At 55.9% G+C, this 16,432-nt stretch carries 14 protein-coding genes; 7 read left to right on the forward strand and 7 right to left on the reverse strand.

What is annotated here, in order from left to right; translation table 11 throughout:
• Positions 1-176: 176 nt before the first annotated feature.
• Positions 177-1,088, reverse strand: a complete 912-nt coding sequence (locus tag ABLQ08_RS00990; protein WP_352938394.1) for a LysR family transcriptional regulator — start codon at positions 1,086-1,088, stop codon at positions 177-179.
• A 182-nt stretch (positions 1,089-1,270) separates the two neighbouring features.
• On the opposite strand from ABLQ08_RS00990, the gene ABLQ08_RS00995 reads away from it, so the two are divergent.
• From ABLQ08_RS00995 to ABLQ08_RS01005, 3 genes are all read left to right on the forward strand, one after another.
• Complete coding sequence (locus tag ABLQ08_RS00995; RefSeq protein WP_352938397.1) at positions 1,271-2,611, forward strand: NAD(P)/FAD-dependent oxidoreductase; 1,341 nt, start codon at positions 1,271-1,273, stop codon at positions 2,609-2,611.
• 125 nt (positions 2,612-2,736) lie between these two features.
• Complete coding sequence (locus tag ABLQ08_RS01000) at positions 2,737-2,892, forward strand: DUF5993 family protein (RefSeq protein WP_352938400.1); 156 nt, start codon at positions 2,737-2,739, stop codon at positions 2,890-2,892.
• An 11-nt stretch (positions 2,893-2,903) separates the two neighbouring features.
• Entirely contained in the window at positions 2,904-3,491 is a 588-nt protein-coding gene (locus ABLQ08_RS01005) for a disulfide bond formation protein B (protein WP_352938403.1), read from the forward strand.
• A gap of 88 nt (positions 3,492-3,579) precedes the next feature.
• On the opposite strand, the gene ABLQ08_RS01010 is transcribed toward ABLQ08_RS01005, so the two are convergent.
• Positions 3,580-4,206 (reverse strand): ParA family protein, encoded by a 627-nt coding sequence (locus ABLQ08_RS01010; protein ID WP_352938406.1) that lies wholly within the window; start codon positions 4,204-4,206, stop codon positions 3,580-3,582.
• Between the two features lie 145 nt (positions 4,207-4,351).
• On the opposite strand from ABLQ08_RS01010, the gene rnd reads away from it, so the two are divergent.
• Positions 4,352-5,536, forward strand: a complete 1,185-nt coding sequence (gene rnd, locus ABLQ08_RS01015; protein WP_352938409.1) for a ribonuclease D — start codon at positions 4,352-4,354, stop codon at positions 5,534-5,536.
• Between the two features lie 17 nt (positions 5,537-5,553).
• Here rnd and ABLQ08_RS01020 read toward each other — a convergent pair whose 3' ends face one another.
• From ABLQ08_RS01020 to ABLQ08_RS01035, 4 genes are all read right to left on the reverse strand, one after another.
• Positions 5,554-7,074 carry a Ppx/GppA phosphatase family protein gene (locus ABLQ08_RS01020; protein ID WP_352938412.1) on the reverse strand — a complete coding sequence of 507 codons (1,521 nt, stop codon included), beginning with the start codon at positions 7,072-7,074 and terminating at the stop codon, positions 5,554-5,556.
• Between the two features lies 1 nt (position 7,075).
• On the reverse strand, positions 7,076-9,298 hold the full coding sequence (locus ABLQ08_RS01025) for an RNA degradosome polyphosphate kinase (protein WP_352938415.1): 2,223 nt from the start codon (positions 9,296-9,298) through the stop codon (positions 7,076-7,078).
• Between the two features lie 112 nt (positions 9,299-9,410).
• Positions 9,411-10,088 carry an AAA family ATPase gene (locus ABLQ08_RS01030; protein WP_352938418.1) on the reverse strand — a complete coding sequence of 226 codons (678 nt, stop codon included), beginning with the start codon at positions 10,086-10,088 and terminating at the stop codon, positions 9,411-9,413.
• Between the two features lie 11 nt (positions 10,089-10,099).
• On the reverse strand, positions 10,100-11,185 hold the full coding sequence (locus ABLQ08_RS01035) for an AI-2E family transporter (protein ID WP_352938420.1): 1,086 nt from the start codon (positions 11,183-11,185) through the stop codon (positions 10,100-10,102).
• Between the two features lie 247 nt (positions 11,186-11,432).
• On the opposite strand from ABLQ08_RS01035, the gene purM reads away from it, so the two are divergent.
• Positions 11,433-12,515 (forward strand): phosphoribosylformylglycinamidine cyclo-ligase, encoded by a 1,083-nt coding sequence (gene purM, locus ABLQ08_RS01040; RefSeq protein WP_352938423.1) that lies wholly within the window; start codon positions 11,433-11,435, stop codon positions 12,513-12,515.
• The gene (gene purN, locus ABLQ08_RS01045; protein ID WP_352938425.1) at positions 12,512-13,159 is read left to right on the forward strand and encodes a phosphoribosylglycinamide formyltransferase; all 648 of its coding nucleotides are present in this window, start codon (positions 12,512-12,514) and stop codon (positions 13,157-13,159) included. The genes purM and purN overlap by 4 nt, the downstream gene beginning before the upstream one ends.
• A gap of 16 nt (positions 13,160-13,175) precedes the next feature.
• Here the strand turns inward: purN and ABLQ08_RS01050 are convergent, their stop codons facing one another.
• A complete protein-coding gene (locus ABLQ08_RS01050) occupies positions 13,176-14,075 on the reverse strand; it encodes an AraC family transcriptional regulator (protein ID WP_352938428.1) in 900 nt (299 codons plus the stop codon).
• 194 nt (positions 14,076-14,269) lie between these two features.
• On the opposite strand from ABLQ08_RS01050, the gene ABLQ08_RS01055 reads away from it, so the two are divergent.
• Entirely contained in the window at positions 14,270-16,414 is a 2,145-nt protein-coding gene (locus tag ABLQ08_RS01055; protein WP_352938431.1) for a TonB-dependent siderophore receptor, read from the forward strand.
• The last annotated feature ends 18 nt before the right edge of the window (positions 16,415-16,432 follow it).

Raw genomic sequence — 16,432 nt, forward strand, 5'->3', positions numbered from 1 at the left:
TGTTCATCTTCAGCTCGCAACAATCACGAGTGCTCGCAAAGGCAAATGTGCTCTCAATGTCTAACGACAGTCCCAAGGTCACTCCCGAAACAAGTGATTGGGCGTTCAATAGCTGCTGGCTTTGAGGATGCCGCGTAGCGGACGCACTTCGAATTCAAATTCTCACAAGCCGACCATCATTCCCGGTCAGAATGCGGTGGGCCAAGTTCCATACTCAGCTCCTCCAAAAGCAACTCGAGAAAACACTCACGCTCGGTGAGCAAGTCCCGCCCTTCGGACTGCAGCACGCTGCATTCATAGAAGACGGACGGTTCGAACGGCCGCTTGTCCATTTCTGCGAGATCTTTCGCATGTGCCGTTTTGTTGCCGGGTGCGAAGCCGACGAGATCGGAATAGAGGGCCGTTGCGATGACGGAGGCAAACAGATTGCATTCGGCAACGCGCTTCGGATCGGTGCCGGCCGCACGAAACGCTTCAAGCAGCTTCTGGGTGGAGTGCAGATCTTCACTCAATGTCACCAACTGAAAATTCTGCAGGTCTACCGGTGTGACGGTTTTCCTGGAGGCCAGTGGATGGCCTGCACGAAACACGCAGTGCAAAGGACTACGGAAGGTCACTCCATCTCCCTTGCCTTCGTGGAATGGCGCATCCACCACTCCGAAGTCCACGACCTGATGCGAAATCAGCTCAACCGTATGAGGAGAGGTTCGCGCCTGCACGGAAACCTGACAGTCCGGAAACTCCTTCCGGAACTTTGCAACGACGCGCGGCACGGTCTGTAGTGTTGTACCCGGAGAAACAGAAACCCGGATCTGCCCCAACGGGTTCCGGCGCAGCATCTGCCCGACTTCACGGGCAGCATCAAATGACGAAATTGCCCGTTCCGCCGCCTGTAGAAAGAAGCGTCCGTGCGGAGTTGGCGAAACTTGCCCCTGCCGCCGGTTGAAGAGCGCGAACCCCAGTTCTTCTTCCAGCGCGGTCAGCATCTGACTGACCGCCGGCGCGGAAACATTCATCATCCTTGCCGCTTGTACGAGCGTTCCGGTCTCCAGTGCAAGCTTATAGGCTCTGAGTTGTCTCTCGTTCATGATTCTTGATTCTAGAAAACAGTTTTTCTTATTACTTCAAAGAACATTCGATTTTGATCTGCATTGTTCTTGTGAGAATTTAAACCGGAAATTTCTCAGACGCCACATTCAGGACGGCGTGAGAATAAAAAGTTTTGCTTACCCTAGAGATAGCAATTTCCAATAACCGCAATGGGCAAGTCTTGTACGATCACCTGACCAAAACCCGAAAAGCCTCGATTTCGAAAACTGCCCGAAACGACAACAGCTGCGGCTGGATTGAGACACTGCCGGCTCGAACTGACTTCCCACAACTCCAGCAAGTCAAAAAAGCGGATTGGGTAGTCGTCGGCGGTGGGTTTTCAGGCCTTGCTGCAGCACGGCGTCTGGCCGAGCTCTATCCGGAAACCAGTATTGCCCTGATTGATGCTCAGCGCGTCGGCGAATGCTCTGCCGGACGGAATTCGGGATTTGTGGTGGACACGTCTCCCGGCAGGGTGGGTGACGACGAAGCCATGAAATCCAAGGCTTTGGCCAATTACCTGATCAACAAGGCTGGACTGGACTACCTTCGTGAAACGGTCCGACGTCACGTCATCGAATGCGATTGGGATGACAATGGAAAGTTTCATTGTGCAGCGGAACCCCGGCATGCCAAAGATCTCAACAATTTCGAGAAAGTCCTCCAGGAACTGGGCGTCCCCTACGAGTGGATGAAGGGTGGCCAACTCGAACAGCGCCTCGGGATACCGTATTACCACACAGGGCTCTGGACCAAGCAGGCGGCACTGGTTCAACCCGCAGCTCTTGCACGAGGACTCCTTCAAACGTTGCCAGAAAATGTTTCGATCTACGAAAACACTCGCGTCAGGCAGATCGATTACGGGCAACCGGTTCACCTTTTGACCGAACATGGCACTCTGACCGCCACCAATGTCGTTGTCGCGACCAATGGCCTGCTGGGTGAATTCGGTCTTTTCAAAGGCCGTCTGATGCACCTGACACTGACGGCAAGCCTGACCCGCCCGCTCACCACCGACGAAAGAGCCACGATCGGCGACCCTGCCCCATGGGGGATCCTGTCGGCGCATCGCATGGGAGCCACAATCCGATACACGAACGACCATCGCATCATGATGCGCAACACTGCTGAATTCTGGCCCAAACTGGCTATGAACGAAGCTGACCTGGCCAAACGGCGTGCGCGACATATGCAGGCGATCCGGACGCGCTGGCCAATGCTTCCCGATCTTGGAATTGAGCACACCTGGTCCGGTGTCGTCGCGGTCAGCCGGAATTTCTCTTCCGTGTTTGCACAACCTCTTCCCAATGTGCTGGCAGTCGGCGGTTTCAATGCCGGAGGTATTGCTCGTGGAACCGGCCTGGCGAAACTCCTGATCGATCAATATGCAGGGGTACCGTCCGCTGCCCTGAGCGAAGCGCAGAAGCTGGCTCCCCCTTCCGTTTTGCCACCGCGCCCGCTCTTGGATATTGGCGCAGGTCTCAACATTGCCCGGATGGGGCTCGGGCGCGGCAAAGAGTAGTCTCGTTTCATACGCAAACTTCAACAAGGAAGCGAGACAGGAAACCCGGAACAGTTGAAAATTGCCGAACCACGACCCCTGCTATAGGCTCTTGTTCGTCAAGCCAACGTTTTGGGGGACTGAAAGTGATTTCCTTATTGTTTGCCTTAATGACCATCGCAATCCTGCTGGCCTGGCGGGATCATTGGCGTCTTTCCTTCGTCGTTTTTGCAGTGACCTTGGCGATGAGCGTTTACTGGCTCGATTTTCATGCCACCACACCCCTGACAATCAGATTGTAGGAGCGCCTGTCATGATCATTCTTGCTCCGCATCCCTCGCGCACTCTCAATGCAATTGGCCTGCTGGTCGTCTCCGGCATCCTGATTGCCGCCTACGCCTTCCAGTTCGCACTTGACGAGTTGCCCTGCCCGCTTTGCCTGCTTCAGCGGGTTGCCCTGGTCGGCGTCGGCTACGGCCTGTGTCTCAACCTGATCTACGGCGCCAAGCCACACCACTACGGCATCATGCTGCTCTCCGCCGTTTACGGCGGCAGCGTGTCTGTAAGACAAATTCTTCTACATATCGTGCCTGGTACCGGCAGTTACGGCTCGCCGGTTCTTGGGCTGCATTATTACACGTGGGCCGGTCTTTGCTTTTTGCTGGTAATCCTCGGCACCGCAATCATGCTTCTGTTCGAAGGACAGTACCGAAAGCCCCTTGTTGACAAGCCCGAGCATGGCCGCTTCGGGGGACAGACGCTCGCAAAGTTTGCGTTTCTTGTCATGGTTTTTCTGGCTGTGGCAAATACCGTGACGACATTTCTGGAATGTGGCCCGGGAATTTGTGCCGATCCGCCAACCGATTACAAGGTAATCGAAGAACTCAAATCGGACGGTTAATAACACCAAAAAACGCCGGTCAACCGACCGGCGTTTTTTCTGGCACCTGCGTCAAGACATTGATTCAGGCAATTACACTTTTCGCGTTTCAGCAATCCACTGCCTGCAGCAATGGATGCCACTGTCCCCGGATCTCGTAAGCGCTTGCATCTGAATAATCGAAAACTCCGGAACCGGCGGCAGCGTGTCGCGCATAAAGCACCCTGTCCGATATCCGGCAAAGCAGCGGATAGCCTTTCTTTGACAAAGTCTGTTCCAGATCCGAAACCTGAGTCGAACGTCGATTGATCCGATTGGCAACGACGTGAACGTCTGCCTTTCCTTTTCGGACCCTTTTGATATCGGAAATCCCGTCCAGAAACTTCAGCGTTGCATTCCAGTCGAAGGCGGAAGCAAGAACCGGCACAACAATGTCCGAGGCTTCCGCGATCAGATTTTTGGCAAGTTCTGATCGCAGTCCTCCCGGCCCGTCAATGATGATGGCATCCAGCCCCTTGTTCCTGTCGCCGATGGCTCCATCCTTGGTCCAGTTGAGTGCTTCGATTTTCACCAACCTCTTGGACCGCCGCTTTACCCAGGAAAGGCTGGATTTCTGTTTGTCGGCGTCCGCCAGTCCGACGTCTTCTCCCCGGGCAGCAAGAGCGACTGCAAGGTTTGTGGCGATAGTGGTTTTGCCGCATCCCCCCTTGGAATTCACCACCAATATCTTGCGCATGCACTCTCTCCCATTCGGGCTTGCCAGCGGTTCTTTTCAGCCTCAAGTTAGGCGCACTTTTTGCGCCTTTTCAAGTATCTAACTACTGAAAATTACCATTTCGTGGCGACAAAGCGGCAGAACTCGGGTATAGCTTTCGATCACCATGCATGTGATTACAAAAACAAAAGACCTCGCCGCTGCCTGTCAGCGCCTAGCAGCTCATGACTATGTAACAGTGGACACGGAATTTCTCCGTGAAACCACGTTTTGGCCCAAACTCTGCGTGATCCAGATGGCCGGGCCGGACATGGCGTTCATTGTCGATGCCCTGTCTGAAGGCCTTGACCTTCAACCCTTTTTCGATCTGATGCGCGACGATAGTGTGACAAAGGTTTTTCATGCGGCGCGCCAGGACATTGAAATCATTTATCACCTGGGTGAACTGATTCCCGCTCCTCTGTTCGACACGCAAGTCGCTGCAATGGTGTGCGGATTCGGCGATTCTATCTCCTACGATCAGCTGATCTACAAGGTGACCGGCGCCCGGATCGACAAGTCCTCTCGCTTCACTGATTGGGCGAGACGACCGCTGACCCACAAGCAGCTCGATTATGCGCTGGCGGACGTCACCCATCTGCGCGATGCCTACCAGTTCTTAAGAGCCAATCTGGCAGAACAGAATCGCAGTCACTGGGTCCAGGACGAGATGGAAGTGCTGACATCCGTCACCACTTACCGGACTGACCCGGATCAGGCATGGAAGCGGCTCAAACTGCGGGTGCGCAAACCCGTTGAACTGGCTGTCATGATGGAAGTGGCAGCCTGGCGTGAAAAAGAAGCACAGACAAGAAATGTTCCGCGCAGCCGCGTGATCAAGGACGATGCCATCTATGAACTCGCGGCCCAACAGCCACAGGATGCCGAAGCCCTCGGTCGTCTCAGAACGATCCCACGCGGTTTCGAGCGCTCTAGATCTGCGGACGAGATTCTGAAATCCGTCAAGCGCGCTCTGAACGTGCCCAAGGACAAGCTGCCAAAGTTGCCAAAGGGACGGCAGGCACCGGACGGATCAGCTGCAGCTGTTGACCTCCTGAAGGTCCTTCTCAAGCTGGTCAGCGAAGCCAATGGTGTTGCGGCAAAGGTGATCGCAACTGTTGATGATCTAGAGAAAATTGCCGCCGATGATGCAGCGGACGTTGCCGCCCTGAAAGGATGGCGGCTCGAACTGTTCGGTGAAACCGCGCTGAAACTGAAGCGAGGTGAGGTCGCCCTTGCCTTCCAGAATCGGCAGATCGTGGCGCTACAGCAATCACAACAGACAAGCGCGAATCCCCAGGCTGCCGAATAACAGCCTGGTCCCCTCTTCTAGCCGACCTTCATCTGCACATCTGTCTCGATCACCTTGGCAAGCTGAGCGACCCTCTTGCGCAAACGCTCACCATCGAGATCTGCAATATCCTTGTCCAGAACGATCGCAAGACCCGTATCGGTTTTTTCAATCCCGACTTTCGGCAACAGGCCTGCCATGGACGCGCTCAACAGTGACGCAACCCGCAGGATTGCGCCGAGAACCTTGGCGCGGATCCGCAAACGGTTTGTGAAGAGCTGCCGGATGACAGGAGACAGTGCCCCTTCTCGCAATCCCTGATGACGGTAGAAGACCGCAGCGGCCAGGTAAGCGCGGCTGGCATGATCCAGACCGACAAAGGAAGCATTTGAAATGATGTTCAAACTTTGCTCGCCGCGGTAATCGGGATGCGCTCTCCAACCGATATCGGCAAGCAGGCAGGCAGCATGGCGCAAGCGGGTCTCGTTTGCGGTCTCCTCGATTTCCAGCTCATCAAAAACCCGATCCGTCCAGTCGATCAGTTCCAATGCATGGTCGGGAGACCGTGCCCGCAGGGTGCACAGTTCGCGAGCCGCTTCGATGACCGGATCCTCGGCCTGCATCTCCGGTGACAGTTTTTCGTGCAGAAGTCCTTCGCGCACGCCTGTTGCGGAAAACACAAGCCTTTCGGCCTTCATCGAGATCAGAACTTGCTCAAGAACGACAGCGCCAATCGGCACAAGCGGCCGCCGCTGCTTGGAGACAACTTCCGACATTTCAATGCCTTCCAGATTCGGCACTGCAATCTTCCGGCAGAATTCGATCGCTTCTTCCGCACTGATTTCGTAATTGTGCATCACGTGCAGCGGATAGTTGTTTTGCATCAGGTGGAGACGGCCAAGCGACCGCCAGGTTCCGCCAACCGCGTAGAATGTGCGTTCGCCGGGAGCAAGGTTCGGCCAGTCATACCCTTTCAGCGCAGCCTCGGTAATCTTCCGGGCATTGGCGATCTTGCCCCCCGCTTCCTCCGAAAGACGAAGCCCTCCCAATGGAAATGTAAATCCTTTGCCCGGTTTGTTGTCGGCAATCTCAACCAATTCCAGACTGCCGCCACCCATGTCACCGACAATTCCTCGCGGCTGCCAAAATCCCGCGATCACACCCAAAGCCGAATAATAGGCTTCTTCGGAACCATCCAGTATCCGAACCGGCGTCTCCAGAAATTCTTCAACCTGGCGAACGAACTCCGGACCGTTCTCAGCGTCACGCGCGGCGGCCGTGGCAACAATGAACAGGTCCTTGCAGCCCGTGTGTTCGATCAACGCCTTGAAACGCGTCAACTCGCCCAGCGCCATGTCGACCGACTCTTCCGCAAGACGGCCTGTTGCCGCAACGCCTCTCCCCAAGCCTGCCAACAGCTTTTCATTGAAAAGCATTGTCGGTGTCCGGGCTTTGCGTTCGTAAACAACCAACCGCACCGAGTTTGAGCCGATGTCGATGACCGCTACCGGTCCGGCACCGTTGAGCCGACCGCGAGCCGGCTTGAACTGCGCTGTCATGTTATCCTCGTTTTTGCCGCTTGAGGAACGGCTTCGGACGATCGCTCTTCAGTGACTTGCCCCTGCCCGAAAGAGACGGGTTGGTCATGAAATACTGATGGGCATTGAACGGCTCTTCATTCACGCCGGGCTCAATCCTTTCGTGGCTGCCATCGGGAAGAATGCGCCAGCTTTGCTGATTGTCCTTCAGATTTGCCACCATGATCTGATCAAGAACCTGTTCATGCACGGTCGGTGTCATCAGCGGTGTCAAAACTTCCACGCGGCGGTCGATATTGCGCGGCATCAGGTCGGCCGAGCCGATATAGACGTGCGCCTCTGGTGATGGCAGTCCGTATCCGTTGCCGAAACAGAATATCCGTGAATGTTCCAGGAAACGTCCGACAATGGACTTCACCCGGATGTTTTCAGACAGCCCATCAATTCCAGGCCGCAAACAGCAAATGCCGCGAATGACCAGATCGATCTGCACTCCTGCCTGACTTGCCCGGTAGAGCGAGTCGATGACTTCCGGGTCGACCAGGGAATTCATCTTCATCCAGATCTGCGCCGGACGGCCCGCTTTGGCGTGCTCTATCTCGGCTTCGGTCATTTCCAGCATGCGACTTCGCAGGTTCACCGGAGAAACCATCAGGTGATTGAGCTCAGCCGGCTCCGCATAGCCGGTGATGAAGTTGAAGACACGGGCCGCGTCTTCCGCAATGCCGGGATCGTCGGTAAAAAACGACAAGTCTTCGTATATGCGAGCAGTGATTGGGTGATAGTTGCCCGTGCCGATGTGACAATACGTTTTCAGCTGTTCATGTTCACGGCGAATGACCATGGAAAGCTTGGAATGGGTCTTGAGCTCAATGAAGCCGAAGACGACCTGCACTCCGGCCCTTTCAAGATCCCGCGCCCACTTGATGTTGGCGGCTTCGTCAAACCGCGCCTTCAGCTCCACTAGCGCGGTCACCGATTTGCCTGCCTCGGCAGCCTCCGCCAGCGCTTTCACGATCGGAGAATTGTTGGACGTGCGGTAAAGGGTCTGCTTGATCGCAACAACATCCGGGTCTCTTGCTGCCTGACGCAGATACTGGACGACAACATCGAAGGATTCATACGGGTGATGGACGATGATGTCCTTCTGGTGAATGGCTGCAAGACAATCCCCACCATGTTCGCGAATGCGTTCCGGAAAGCGCGCCGTATACGGCTTGAATTTCAGGTCGGGCCGCTCCAGATCCACGATCTGCGACAGATTGTTGAGAGCTAGCAAGCCATTTGCCAGAAAGATTTCGCGTTTACCGACATTCAGTGCTTCCGCAACGAACTCCTGCAAAGCCGGTGGTGTCGTTTCCTGAATTTCCAGGCGGATCACGGACCCGCGGCGCCGGCGCTTCAAGGCACTTTCAAACAGCCGGACGAGATCTTCCGCTTCTTCTTCGATTTCAAGATCGCTGTCCCGAATAACTCGGAATGCCCCCTTGCCGCGAATTTCGTAGCCTGGAAACAGCCTGCCGATGAACATGCTGACGACTTTTTCGATGGCGAGAAAGCGAGCTGCACCGTCTTCCCCGTCGGGCAGTTTCACGAAACGCTCGACCTGGTTGGGAATCCTGAGCAATGCGATCATGCCGCGCCCACCGGATATTGGCGCAAGTTCAAAGACGATCGAAAATCCAAGATTGGGAATAAAGGGGAATGGGTGCGCCGGATCGATGGCCAGCGGTGTCAGGACAGGAAAAATATAGGCCAGGAAGTAGTCCTGCAGCCACTCTTTGTCAGCGTCGCTGACTTTCTCCCGATCGAGAATTTCAATGCCTTTTTCGGCAATCTCCTTGCGGAGCTCACCCCAGATCTCCTGCTGCTGCGCCTGCAGTTCGCGCACGGCGTCACTGATCTTCTGCAATTGTTCTGACGGTGTCAGCCCGTCATCGGAAAGATAGGTGACATCGGCCCGTTGCTGCCCGCGCAAGCCCGCCACACGTACCATGAAGAATTCGTCGAGATTGTTTGCCGAAATCGACAGGAACCGGACCCGCTCCAACAGAGGGTGGTTCTGGTTTCTGGCTTCTTCCAGAACGCGCAAGTTGAATTGCAGCCATGATAGTTCCCGGTTCATGAACCGTGATGGGGAATCTGCAAGAATGCTTGCCGGAACCGGGTCAGCTTGTGTGGACTCGAACTCCGGGCTTTCAACAGAAGGAGATGAGACCGCAGCAAGATCAGTGGTTTCGTTCATGGCACCTTCCCCTTTAGCTACAGATCGGCCGTCTCAAGCGCCAATCCGCCAACGTGCCTAGCATGGACCGGTAACCGGACAAATTACACCCCTTTGGTCAAGTTGCCGGTTGTCAGCCTTTATGCACATTTTCGAGAACCCGGCCAACGAGAGGTTTGGTGATCTTGACACGTCCGGCCAAGGCCTCCTGATCAATGGCTTCGACGGCCCGCATCGCCACTTCCAGGGAGCGCTCCATCCTCACGACAAGGTAATCAACCACGGATATGTCGATACCGATCTGCCGGTCAGCGAACAGTTTCACCAGGACCCGGCGCAACAGGTCGTCGTCCGGCTCCAGTATTTCCACCGGCGTTGCAGCCCGTAAACGCGACATGAGGTCCGGAAGTGTGATTTTCCAGCTTGCCGGCCAGGTTCGGCTGGTGATCAAAACCGTCTTTCCAGCCTGCCTGGAAGCGTTGAGGAGATGAAACAGGGCGGTGTTGTCAACGCCAAGATGCGCATCCTCGACAATGGTAGACGGCGCGGTCACGAGTTCGGCAACCGCTGCCTCGGTCAAGTCCGGTGCCGAAATGACGGCTGCCCCGGTCTCGTCACAGAAGGCCTGAACGAGGTGGCTTTTTCCCGAACCGACCGGCCCGGCAAGCACCACGACCGGCGCAGGCCAGTCAGGCCAGCGTTCAAGCAGCTCAAAAGCGGCCCGGTTGGAGCCGCCGACCAGATAATCGTCGCGACTGAGAGCCGCTTCGTGCGGCAATACTAACGGCAGTTGGCGCGGAGTTTCCGCCATAATCCTGACACTTACTCTTCCATGGCCGAAGTCGAACGGCCGGTACCCTTGTAAACTGGGCTTGCTAGGTACTGCTTAAGTCCGAAACGTGCAAGCACGCCGATCATTGCAGCAGCCGGAACAGCTACCAACATCCCCACAAATCCAAAGAGATATCCAAAGGCAAAAAGGGCGAACATCAGCGTCACCGGATGCAGGCCGGTGCTGTCTCCAACCAGCTTCGGCTGAAGCACATTTCCTTCCAGAAACTGACCCACTGCAAAAATTGCTCCGACCACCAGTATCCAGGGCCATTCAGGCCAGAATTGAACAAGCGCGACGCCGATTGAAACAATGAAGCCAAGCCCGGCGCCGACAAATGGGATGAAGCTGATAAGCCCTGCGCCCATTCCGATCAGCAGTCCGAAATTCAGTCCGACCAGAGCAAGCGAGACGGCATAAAAGCAACCGAGGATCACACAGACAGACACCTGACCACGAACAAATCCCGCAACCGCCAGGTCCATTTCCTTGGCAAGCCCGCGAATTTCTCCCAGGTGATCGCGTGGCAGCCAGCTGTCGATGCGCTCGACCATATGATCCCAGTCGAGCAGCAGGTAGAACGCAACGACCGGTGTGATGACAAACAGGGACAGAATGGAAAGCAGCGCCTGCCCTCCACTCCAGATGGACTGCGCCAGCTTTCCGACAAAGGCCGCCCCCTGGCCTATCAGGTTGGACATGGAAGCTTGCAGATCTTCCGGAGCCAGCCCGGCCATGGTTGCCAGATTTGCCGGGAAGTATTCCGACAGCAGGGATTGCAGCCTGCGGACGAGATCCGGAAAATTTTCCAGAAAGAGCGCCAGCTGATTGCCCAGAACCGGCAACAACAAGATGAAGAAAAGGACCAGGATCAAAATGAAGGCCAACAGGATCGTCAGTGTCGCCCACATCCTGCCCATTCCAAGACCCTCGAGCCTGTCGCACACCGGATCCAGCAGATAGGCAACGGCCATACCCGCTACGAACGGCAGCAACACACCGGAAAAGACGTAAAGAAAGGCACAGAATACGGCCAGGGAAATCAGCCAGAATTGAACCTGACGGCGTAAAGTCATGAAACTCCTCCCTGACGGGATTTCTCAAATTCGACCCCGAATGGACCCGATCTGCAAAAACGGCCGTTTGACCGGAACGTAACTCACATTGGACTTAGGTGTTCCTGCCATACCGGGTCAAGGGCCCGATTTCGCGGTGATGATGGTCCGCCAGCTCTTGTGAAAATGTCCACAAGGCTGTATGCGCGGCAGGGATCCTTTGAACGCGCTGATGTTTCGCGCGAAAGAAACCTGTTTTGGAGCCGTCATGAGCCAATCCACGCCTCCCACCTCCAATGGTCTGACCTACGCCGATGCCGGTGTCGACATCGACGCCGGAAACGAACTGGTGAACCGCATCAAACCGCTGGTCAAAGCCACTTCCCGGCCTGGCGCGGACAGTGATATTGGCGGATTTGGCGGCTTGTTTGATCTCAAGGGAGCCGGCTTCAAGGACCCGGTCCTCGTCGCCGCAAATGATGGCGTCGGCACCAAGCTGAAAATTGCCATCGAGACAGGGCAACACCGCACCGTCGGCATCGACCTTGTGGCCATGTGCGTGAACGACCTGGTCGTTCAGGGCGCAGAACCTCTGTTTTTCCTCGACTATTTTGCAACCGGAGCACTTGATGTTGAAACGGCAACCGATGTCGTCGCAGGCATAGCCGACGGCTGCAAGCTCTCCGGCGCCGCGCTGATCGGCGGAGAGACAGCCGAGATGCCGGGCATGTATGCCGCGGGCGATTACGACCTGGCAGGTTTCTCGGTCGGGGCGGTCGAACGCGGTGAAATTCTGCCGCGCAAGGACGTCGCCGCAGGCGATGTGCTGCTTGGACTTGCATCCTCCGGGGTTCATTCCAATGGTTACTCGATGGTGCGCAAAATCATCGAACTCGCCGGAATGACATGGACCGACAAGGCGCCTTTCGACACCTCGAAATCGCTTGGCGAAGCCTTGATGGAGCCGACCAGAATCTACGTCAAACCACTGCTGGCGGCGCTCCGCGAGACGTCGGGCGTCAAGGCACTGGCACATATTACCGGCGGCGGATTGCCGGAAAACCTGCCGCGTGTCCTTCCGGATAATGCCTCCGCGCGGATTGATCTTTCGAGCATTACAGCCCCGGACGTCTTTGGCTGGCTTGCCAAAACCGGTGGTGTAGCCGAAGCTGAGATGCTGCGGACCTTCAACTGCGGAGTGGGCATGGTTGTCGTTGCTGCCGAAGACGAGGCAGAAGCTGTAACCGAAGTGCTGACCGAAGCAGGCGAAAAGGTCTCGCGGATCGGCCGGATCGAAGCAGCTGGCGATGCTCCGGTTCTGTTTGACAGCAGCCTGGATCTTTCTGCATGAGCCGCAAGCGCACAGCTATCCTGATTTCCGGACGCGGCACCAATATGGGAGCCCTGATTTCCGCGGCGATGGATCCGTCCTATCCTGCGGAAATTGCGCTGGTTCTTTCCAACCGGCCGGATGCCAAGGGCCTCGAACGAGCCCAGGATTTCGGCATTCCGACAGCTGTCGTCGATCACAGGGACTTTTCCGGCGACCGGCAAGCTTTCGAGAAAGCCGTCAATGACGTCTTGAAGGAACTCAAGATCGAGCTTGTCGCACTTGCCGGTTTCATGCGCATCCTGACCCCCTATCTGGTCAATTCCTGGAACGGACGGATGATCAACATCCACCCCGCCCTTCTGCCGGCATTCAAAGGTCTGGCGACCCACGAGCGTGCGCTCGAAGAAGGTGTAAAACTCCACGGCGCGACCGTTCACTACGTGTCGGCGGAAATGGACGACGGCCCGATCATCATTCAAGGGGCCGTTCCGGTTCTCGATGAAGATACGCCCGACACTTTGGCAGCACGTGTCCTGGAAGTGGAACACAAGATCTATCCCAAGGCACTTGAACTGGTGGCCTGCGGCAAGGCCAAGGTGAAAGGCTCGCGCGTTTGCTGCGGTGGACAAGACGAAGCCCCCACCGACCTCATCTGGCCTTGAAACAGGAAACTCGCACTCAGCTCTCGCGAAGCGCCGCTCTCATTCGACGCGGCACTTCACCGAACCGCTTCCGGAACGCCGTGGCGAAAGCTGCCGGCGATGCATATCCGGCAACTAATGATGCGTCCGAGACACTGATGTGATCGCGCAACAGGGCTTCTCGCGCTCGCTCCAAGCGAGCATTCCGGACGAATTCGAAGACGGTCTCTCCGTAGAAGTCCTTGAACTTGCGCTGCAATGAGCGGACGCTCGTACCAGTCTGGCGCGCGATGTCTTCGATGTGAAAGTCCTCATGGAGGTTGTCCATGATGAAGTCCCTCACCCGCTCCATTTGTGAGGCTGAAGTGCGCGAGTGTACAGGTACTTGGTTTTCACCTTCACCACTCAACTTCCGGCACACCGAAATCATCAAATCGAAACCACGTGCGGTCCGATAAAGAGGCAGCATGTCATTGCCGAGCCACCTCGGCGGAGCGGAGACCTGTTCGGCAAGCGCCACGACTTCGGGGCCCGGTTCCCACACAAGATGGTTCAGATGACCGCTCATGAAGTCGACGATGCTTGCTGAACGGGATGTCCCGGATATTTCCATTTCGTCCATCCATCCGATCGGCGACGTGATCGAGACCTTGTTCAAGGGACTGCTGGTTCCCCTGAGCAACCGGATTTCCGTGTTCCGTTTCAGGGCGAAGGTCAGTGCTTTCGGTCGGCGATTGGATCCATGACCGGCATCGACATGAAAAAACTTCTCGTCCAGCCAAAAGCTCTGTTCGCCTTCCAGAAAGACAAATGTCTGAAATTTCTCGCGAACGAAGGACGTCAAAACCGTATCGATGGTGGTTCTCGGCCAGATGGCGCTGTCAACGCGAACGATCTGACCATTCCTGAGTTTTCGGGGCGGATTGACGTCTGTCATGAACAAAACTTCTTGCATGTTGCTGTGCCCGATCCGTTTTGGCGCATCGGAGAAGACTTTTGGCATTTACGCACAAGCTGTCGGATGGACTCATTTACCCAGTCCTTCTAATACCTGAGTTATAAAGTCAAGTTTAAGCGCTCACCGGATGCGAACAAAAGCACCGGAGACCGCTCACTCCGAACAGGTATGAAATGCATCGCCTCCCTTCCCGATTTGCTGCCGCGAACCTGGCAGCGACAGTCAGCATTCTGGCCATCTCAACAGCCACCGCACAAAACGCCACGCCAATCGATCTGGAGAAGATCGAAATTCATGAGTCACAAGAGACAGCGGATGGTCCGGTGGAAGGATATGTGGCCAATCGAAGCCGGGCGGGCACAAAAACCGATACGCCGCTGATCAAGACTCCTCAGGCGGTGAGTGTCGTTCCAAGCCAGCAGATTGAAGATCAGGACGCCAGATCGGTGTCCCAGGCCTTACGCTACACCGCTGGCGTTGCGACCGAATATCGTGGCTCGTCCAATCTTCGCGACGAAATGTACATTCGCGGCTTCGGGTACGTTCCGCGTTATGTCAACGGACTTGAATTCGGCTGGAGCTCCCTGGGGCAAATCAATCCCTACGTGCTGGAGCGAATTGAAGTTCTGAAAGGTCCGGCGTCCATTCTCTACGGTCAGGCCAATCCCGGCGGGATCGTCAATCTTGTCACAAAAAAACCTACCGGCGAAACGCGCAGGGAAATCGAGCTGACAACGGGAATTGACGCAAGAATAGGCGGCGCTTTTGACTTTCAAGGCACATTCGACAAGGACGGCGTCTGGAGCTATCGCGTTGCGGGTATCGCTGAAAGGTTCGACCTGGAGGAAGACGGGCTCAGTCAGGAAGGCATAACCCTCGCTCCGAGCATCCGGTGGGCGCCGACAGACGACACGTCGCTGACAGTGACGTCATTGATCAGCCACGAACCCAAGGCCGGGTTCCGAAATTTCAGGGAAGCGAACGGGACCCTTTACTCGACCTCTCACGGCTTCATTCCGAACGACTTCAACATCACCGATCCGGATTTCGAAGAGTTCAGACGGACGCAGGTCCAGATCGGCTACGAGTTCGAGCACAGGTTCAACGAGACATTCCAGTTCCGGCAAAAAGCCGCCTACAACATATTCGACACCTATCACCAAACCCTCACATGGGGCTCGCTCGACGATGCAACAGGAAACATCAGCCGCAGACCGAGCGGTGGATCGACCGACCTCAACCAGTTTGTGATCGACAATCAGCTGCAAAGCGACTTCCAGACCGGTTCTCTCAACCACACGCTTTTGACCGGCCTCGACTTCAAGCATTCGAAACGCAATTATCAATGGGGTTTTGGAGACACGACCGGGCTCGACGTCAACTGGATGAACCCCAGCTACGGCAACCTGCCCGACATTACCCTGGACATGTGGACGAGCGATGAAGTCACGACCGCCTGGCAGTTGGGTCTGTATATGCAAGACCAGATCGAATTCGAGAATCTGACCGTCAGTCTGGGTGGCCGCTATGACTGGGCCGGTACGGAAGTCGATCAATACTCCGGAGACGGTTCTTCCTATTATGACGGTGCGTTTTCGGGCCGCATCGGGGCAATCTACAATTTCGACAGCGGAATATCGCCCTACGCAAGTTATTCCACCTCGTTCGAACCATCTCTGGAAGCCGACCACAACAACAACGCTTTGGACCCGGTGACGGCACAGCAGTGGGAGGCCGGTGTCAAATACGCAACGGCTGACGGCAGATTTCAGGTTTACGCCGCAGCCTTCCATATCATGCAGCAAAATAATTCCTCTACGGATCCGATCACCAGAGAAGTCTATCAGACCGGTGAAATCCGCAGTCAGGGTTTCGAAGTCGAAGGGCACGCGCAGATCTCCGACAACTTCTCTCTTGTCGGCTCCTACACATACGTGAACGCGGAAATCACGAATGACGAAGATCCCAGCATGGTCGGACTGACGGTCGATCGCCTGCCTGAGCATCTTGCAAATCTTTGGGGTCGATACGAATTCACGGAAGGCAGGCTCAACGGCTTCGGACTTGGCCTGGGTGTGCGATACATCGGTCGCAGCACGGACCGGACAAACGAGATCACAGTGCCTTCCGCGACGCTACTAGACGCCATGGCGAGCTACGATTTCGGGGCAGTTTCCAACACGCTCGAAGGGGTCAGATTACAGGTCAATGCCAGCAACCTACTGGACAAACGCTACACTGCCAGCTGCGCCTCCCGATATGCCTGCTGGTACGGCCCGGGCCGTACGGTGACCGCCAAGCTCAAATACACGTGGTGATGCCATGCGCCGGTCACG

The sequence above is a fragment of the Roseibium sp. SCP14 genome, assembly GCF_040329475.1.
GTDB lineage: Bacteria > Pseudomonadota > Alphaproteobacteria > Rhizobiales > Stappiaceae > Roseibium.

What these genes read in the sequence shown, in the direction of transcription:
- ABLQ08_RS00990 (WP_352938394.1), bottom strand. Translation starts at nt 1,088, where the DNA reads ATGAACGAGAGACAACTCAGAGCCTATAAGCTTGCACTGGAGACCGGA.
- ABLQ08_RS01005 (WP_352938403.1), top strand. Translation starts at nt 2,904, where the DNA reads ATGATCATTCTTGCTCCGCATCCCTCGCGCACTCTCAATGCAATTGGC.
- ABLQ08_RS01010 (WP_352938406.1), bottom strand. Translation starts at nt 4,206, where the DNA reads ATGCGCAAGATATTGGTGGTGAATTCCAAGGGGGGATGCGGCAAAACC.
- rnd (WP_352938409.1), top strand. Translation starts at nt 4,352, where the DNA reads ATGCATGTGATTACAAAAACAAAAGACCTCGCCGCTGCCTGTCAGCGC.
- ABLQ08_RS01020 (WP_352938412.1), bottom strand. Translation starts at nt 7,074, where the DNA reads ATGACAGCGCAGTTCAAGCCGGCTCGCGGTCGGCTCAACGGTGCCGGA.
- ABLQ08_RS01025 (WP_352938415.1), bottom strand. Translation starts at nt 9,298, where the DNA reads ATGAACGAAACCACTGATCTTGCTGCGGTCTCATCTCCTTCTGTTGAA.
- ABLQ08_RS01030 (WP_352938418.1), bottom strand. Translation starts at nt 10,088, where the DNA reads ATGGCGGAAACTCCGCGCCAACTGCCGTTAGTATTGCCGCACGAAGCG.
- ABLQ08_RS01035 (WP_352938420.1), bottom strand. Translation starts at nt 11,185, where the DNA reads ATGACTTTACGCCGTCAGGTTCAATTCTGGCTGATTTCCCTGGCCGTA.
- purM (WP_352938423.1), top strand. Translation starts at nt 11,433, where the DNA reads ATGAGCCAATCCACGCCTCCCACCTCCAATGGTCTGACCTACGCCGAT.
- purN (WP_352938425.1), top strand. Translation starts at nt 12,512, where the DNA reads ATGAGCCGCAAGCGCACAGCTATCCTGATTTCCGGACGCGGCACCAAT.
- ABLQ08_RS01050 (WP_352938428.1), bottom strand. Translation starts at nt 14,075, where the DNA reads ATGACAGACGTCAATCCGCCCCGAAAACTCAGGAATGGTCAGATCGTT.
- ABLQ08_RS01055 (WP_352938431.1), top strand. Translation starts at nt 14,270, where the DNA reads ATGCATCGCCTCCCTTCCCGATTTGCTGCCGCGAACCTGGCAGCGACA.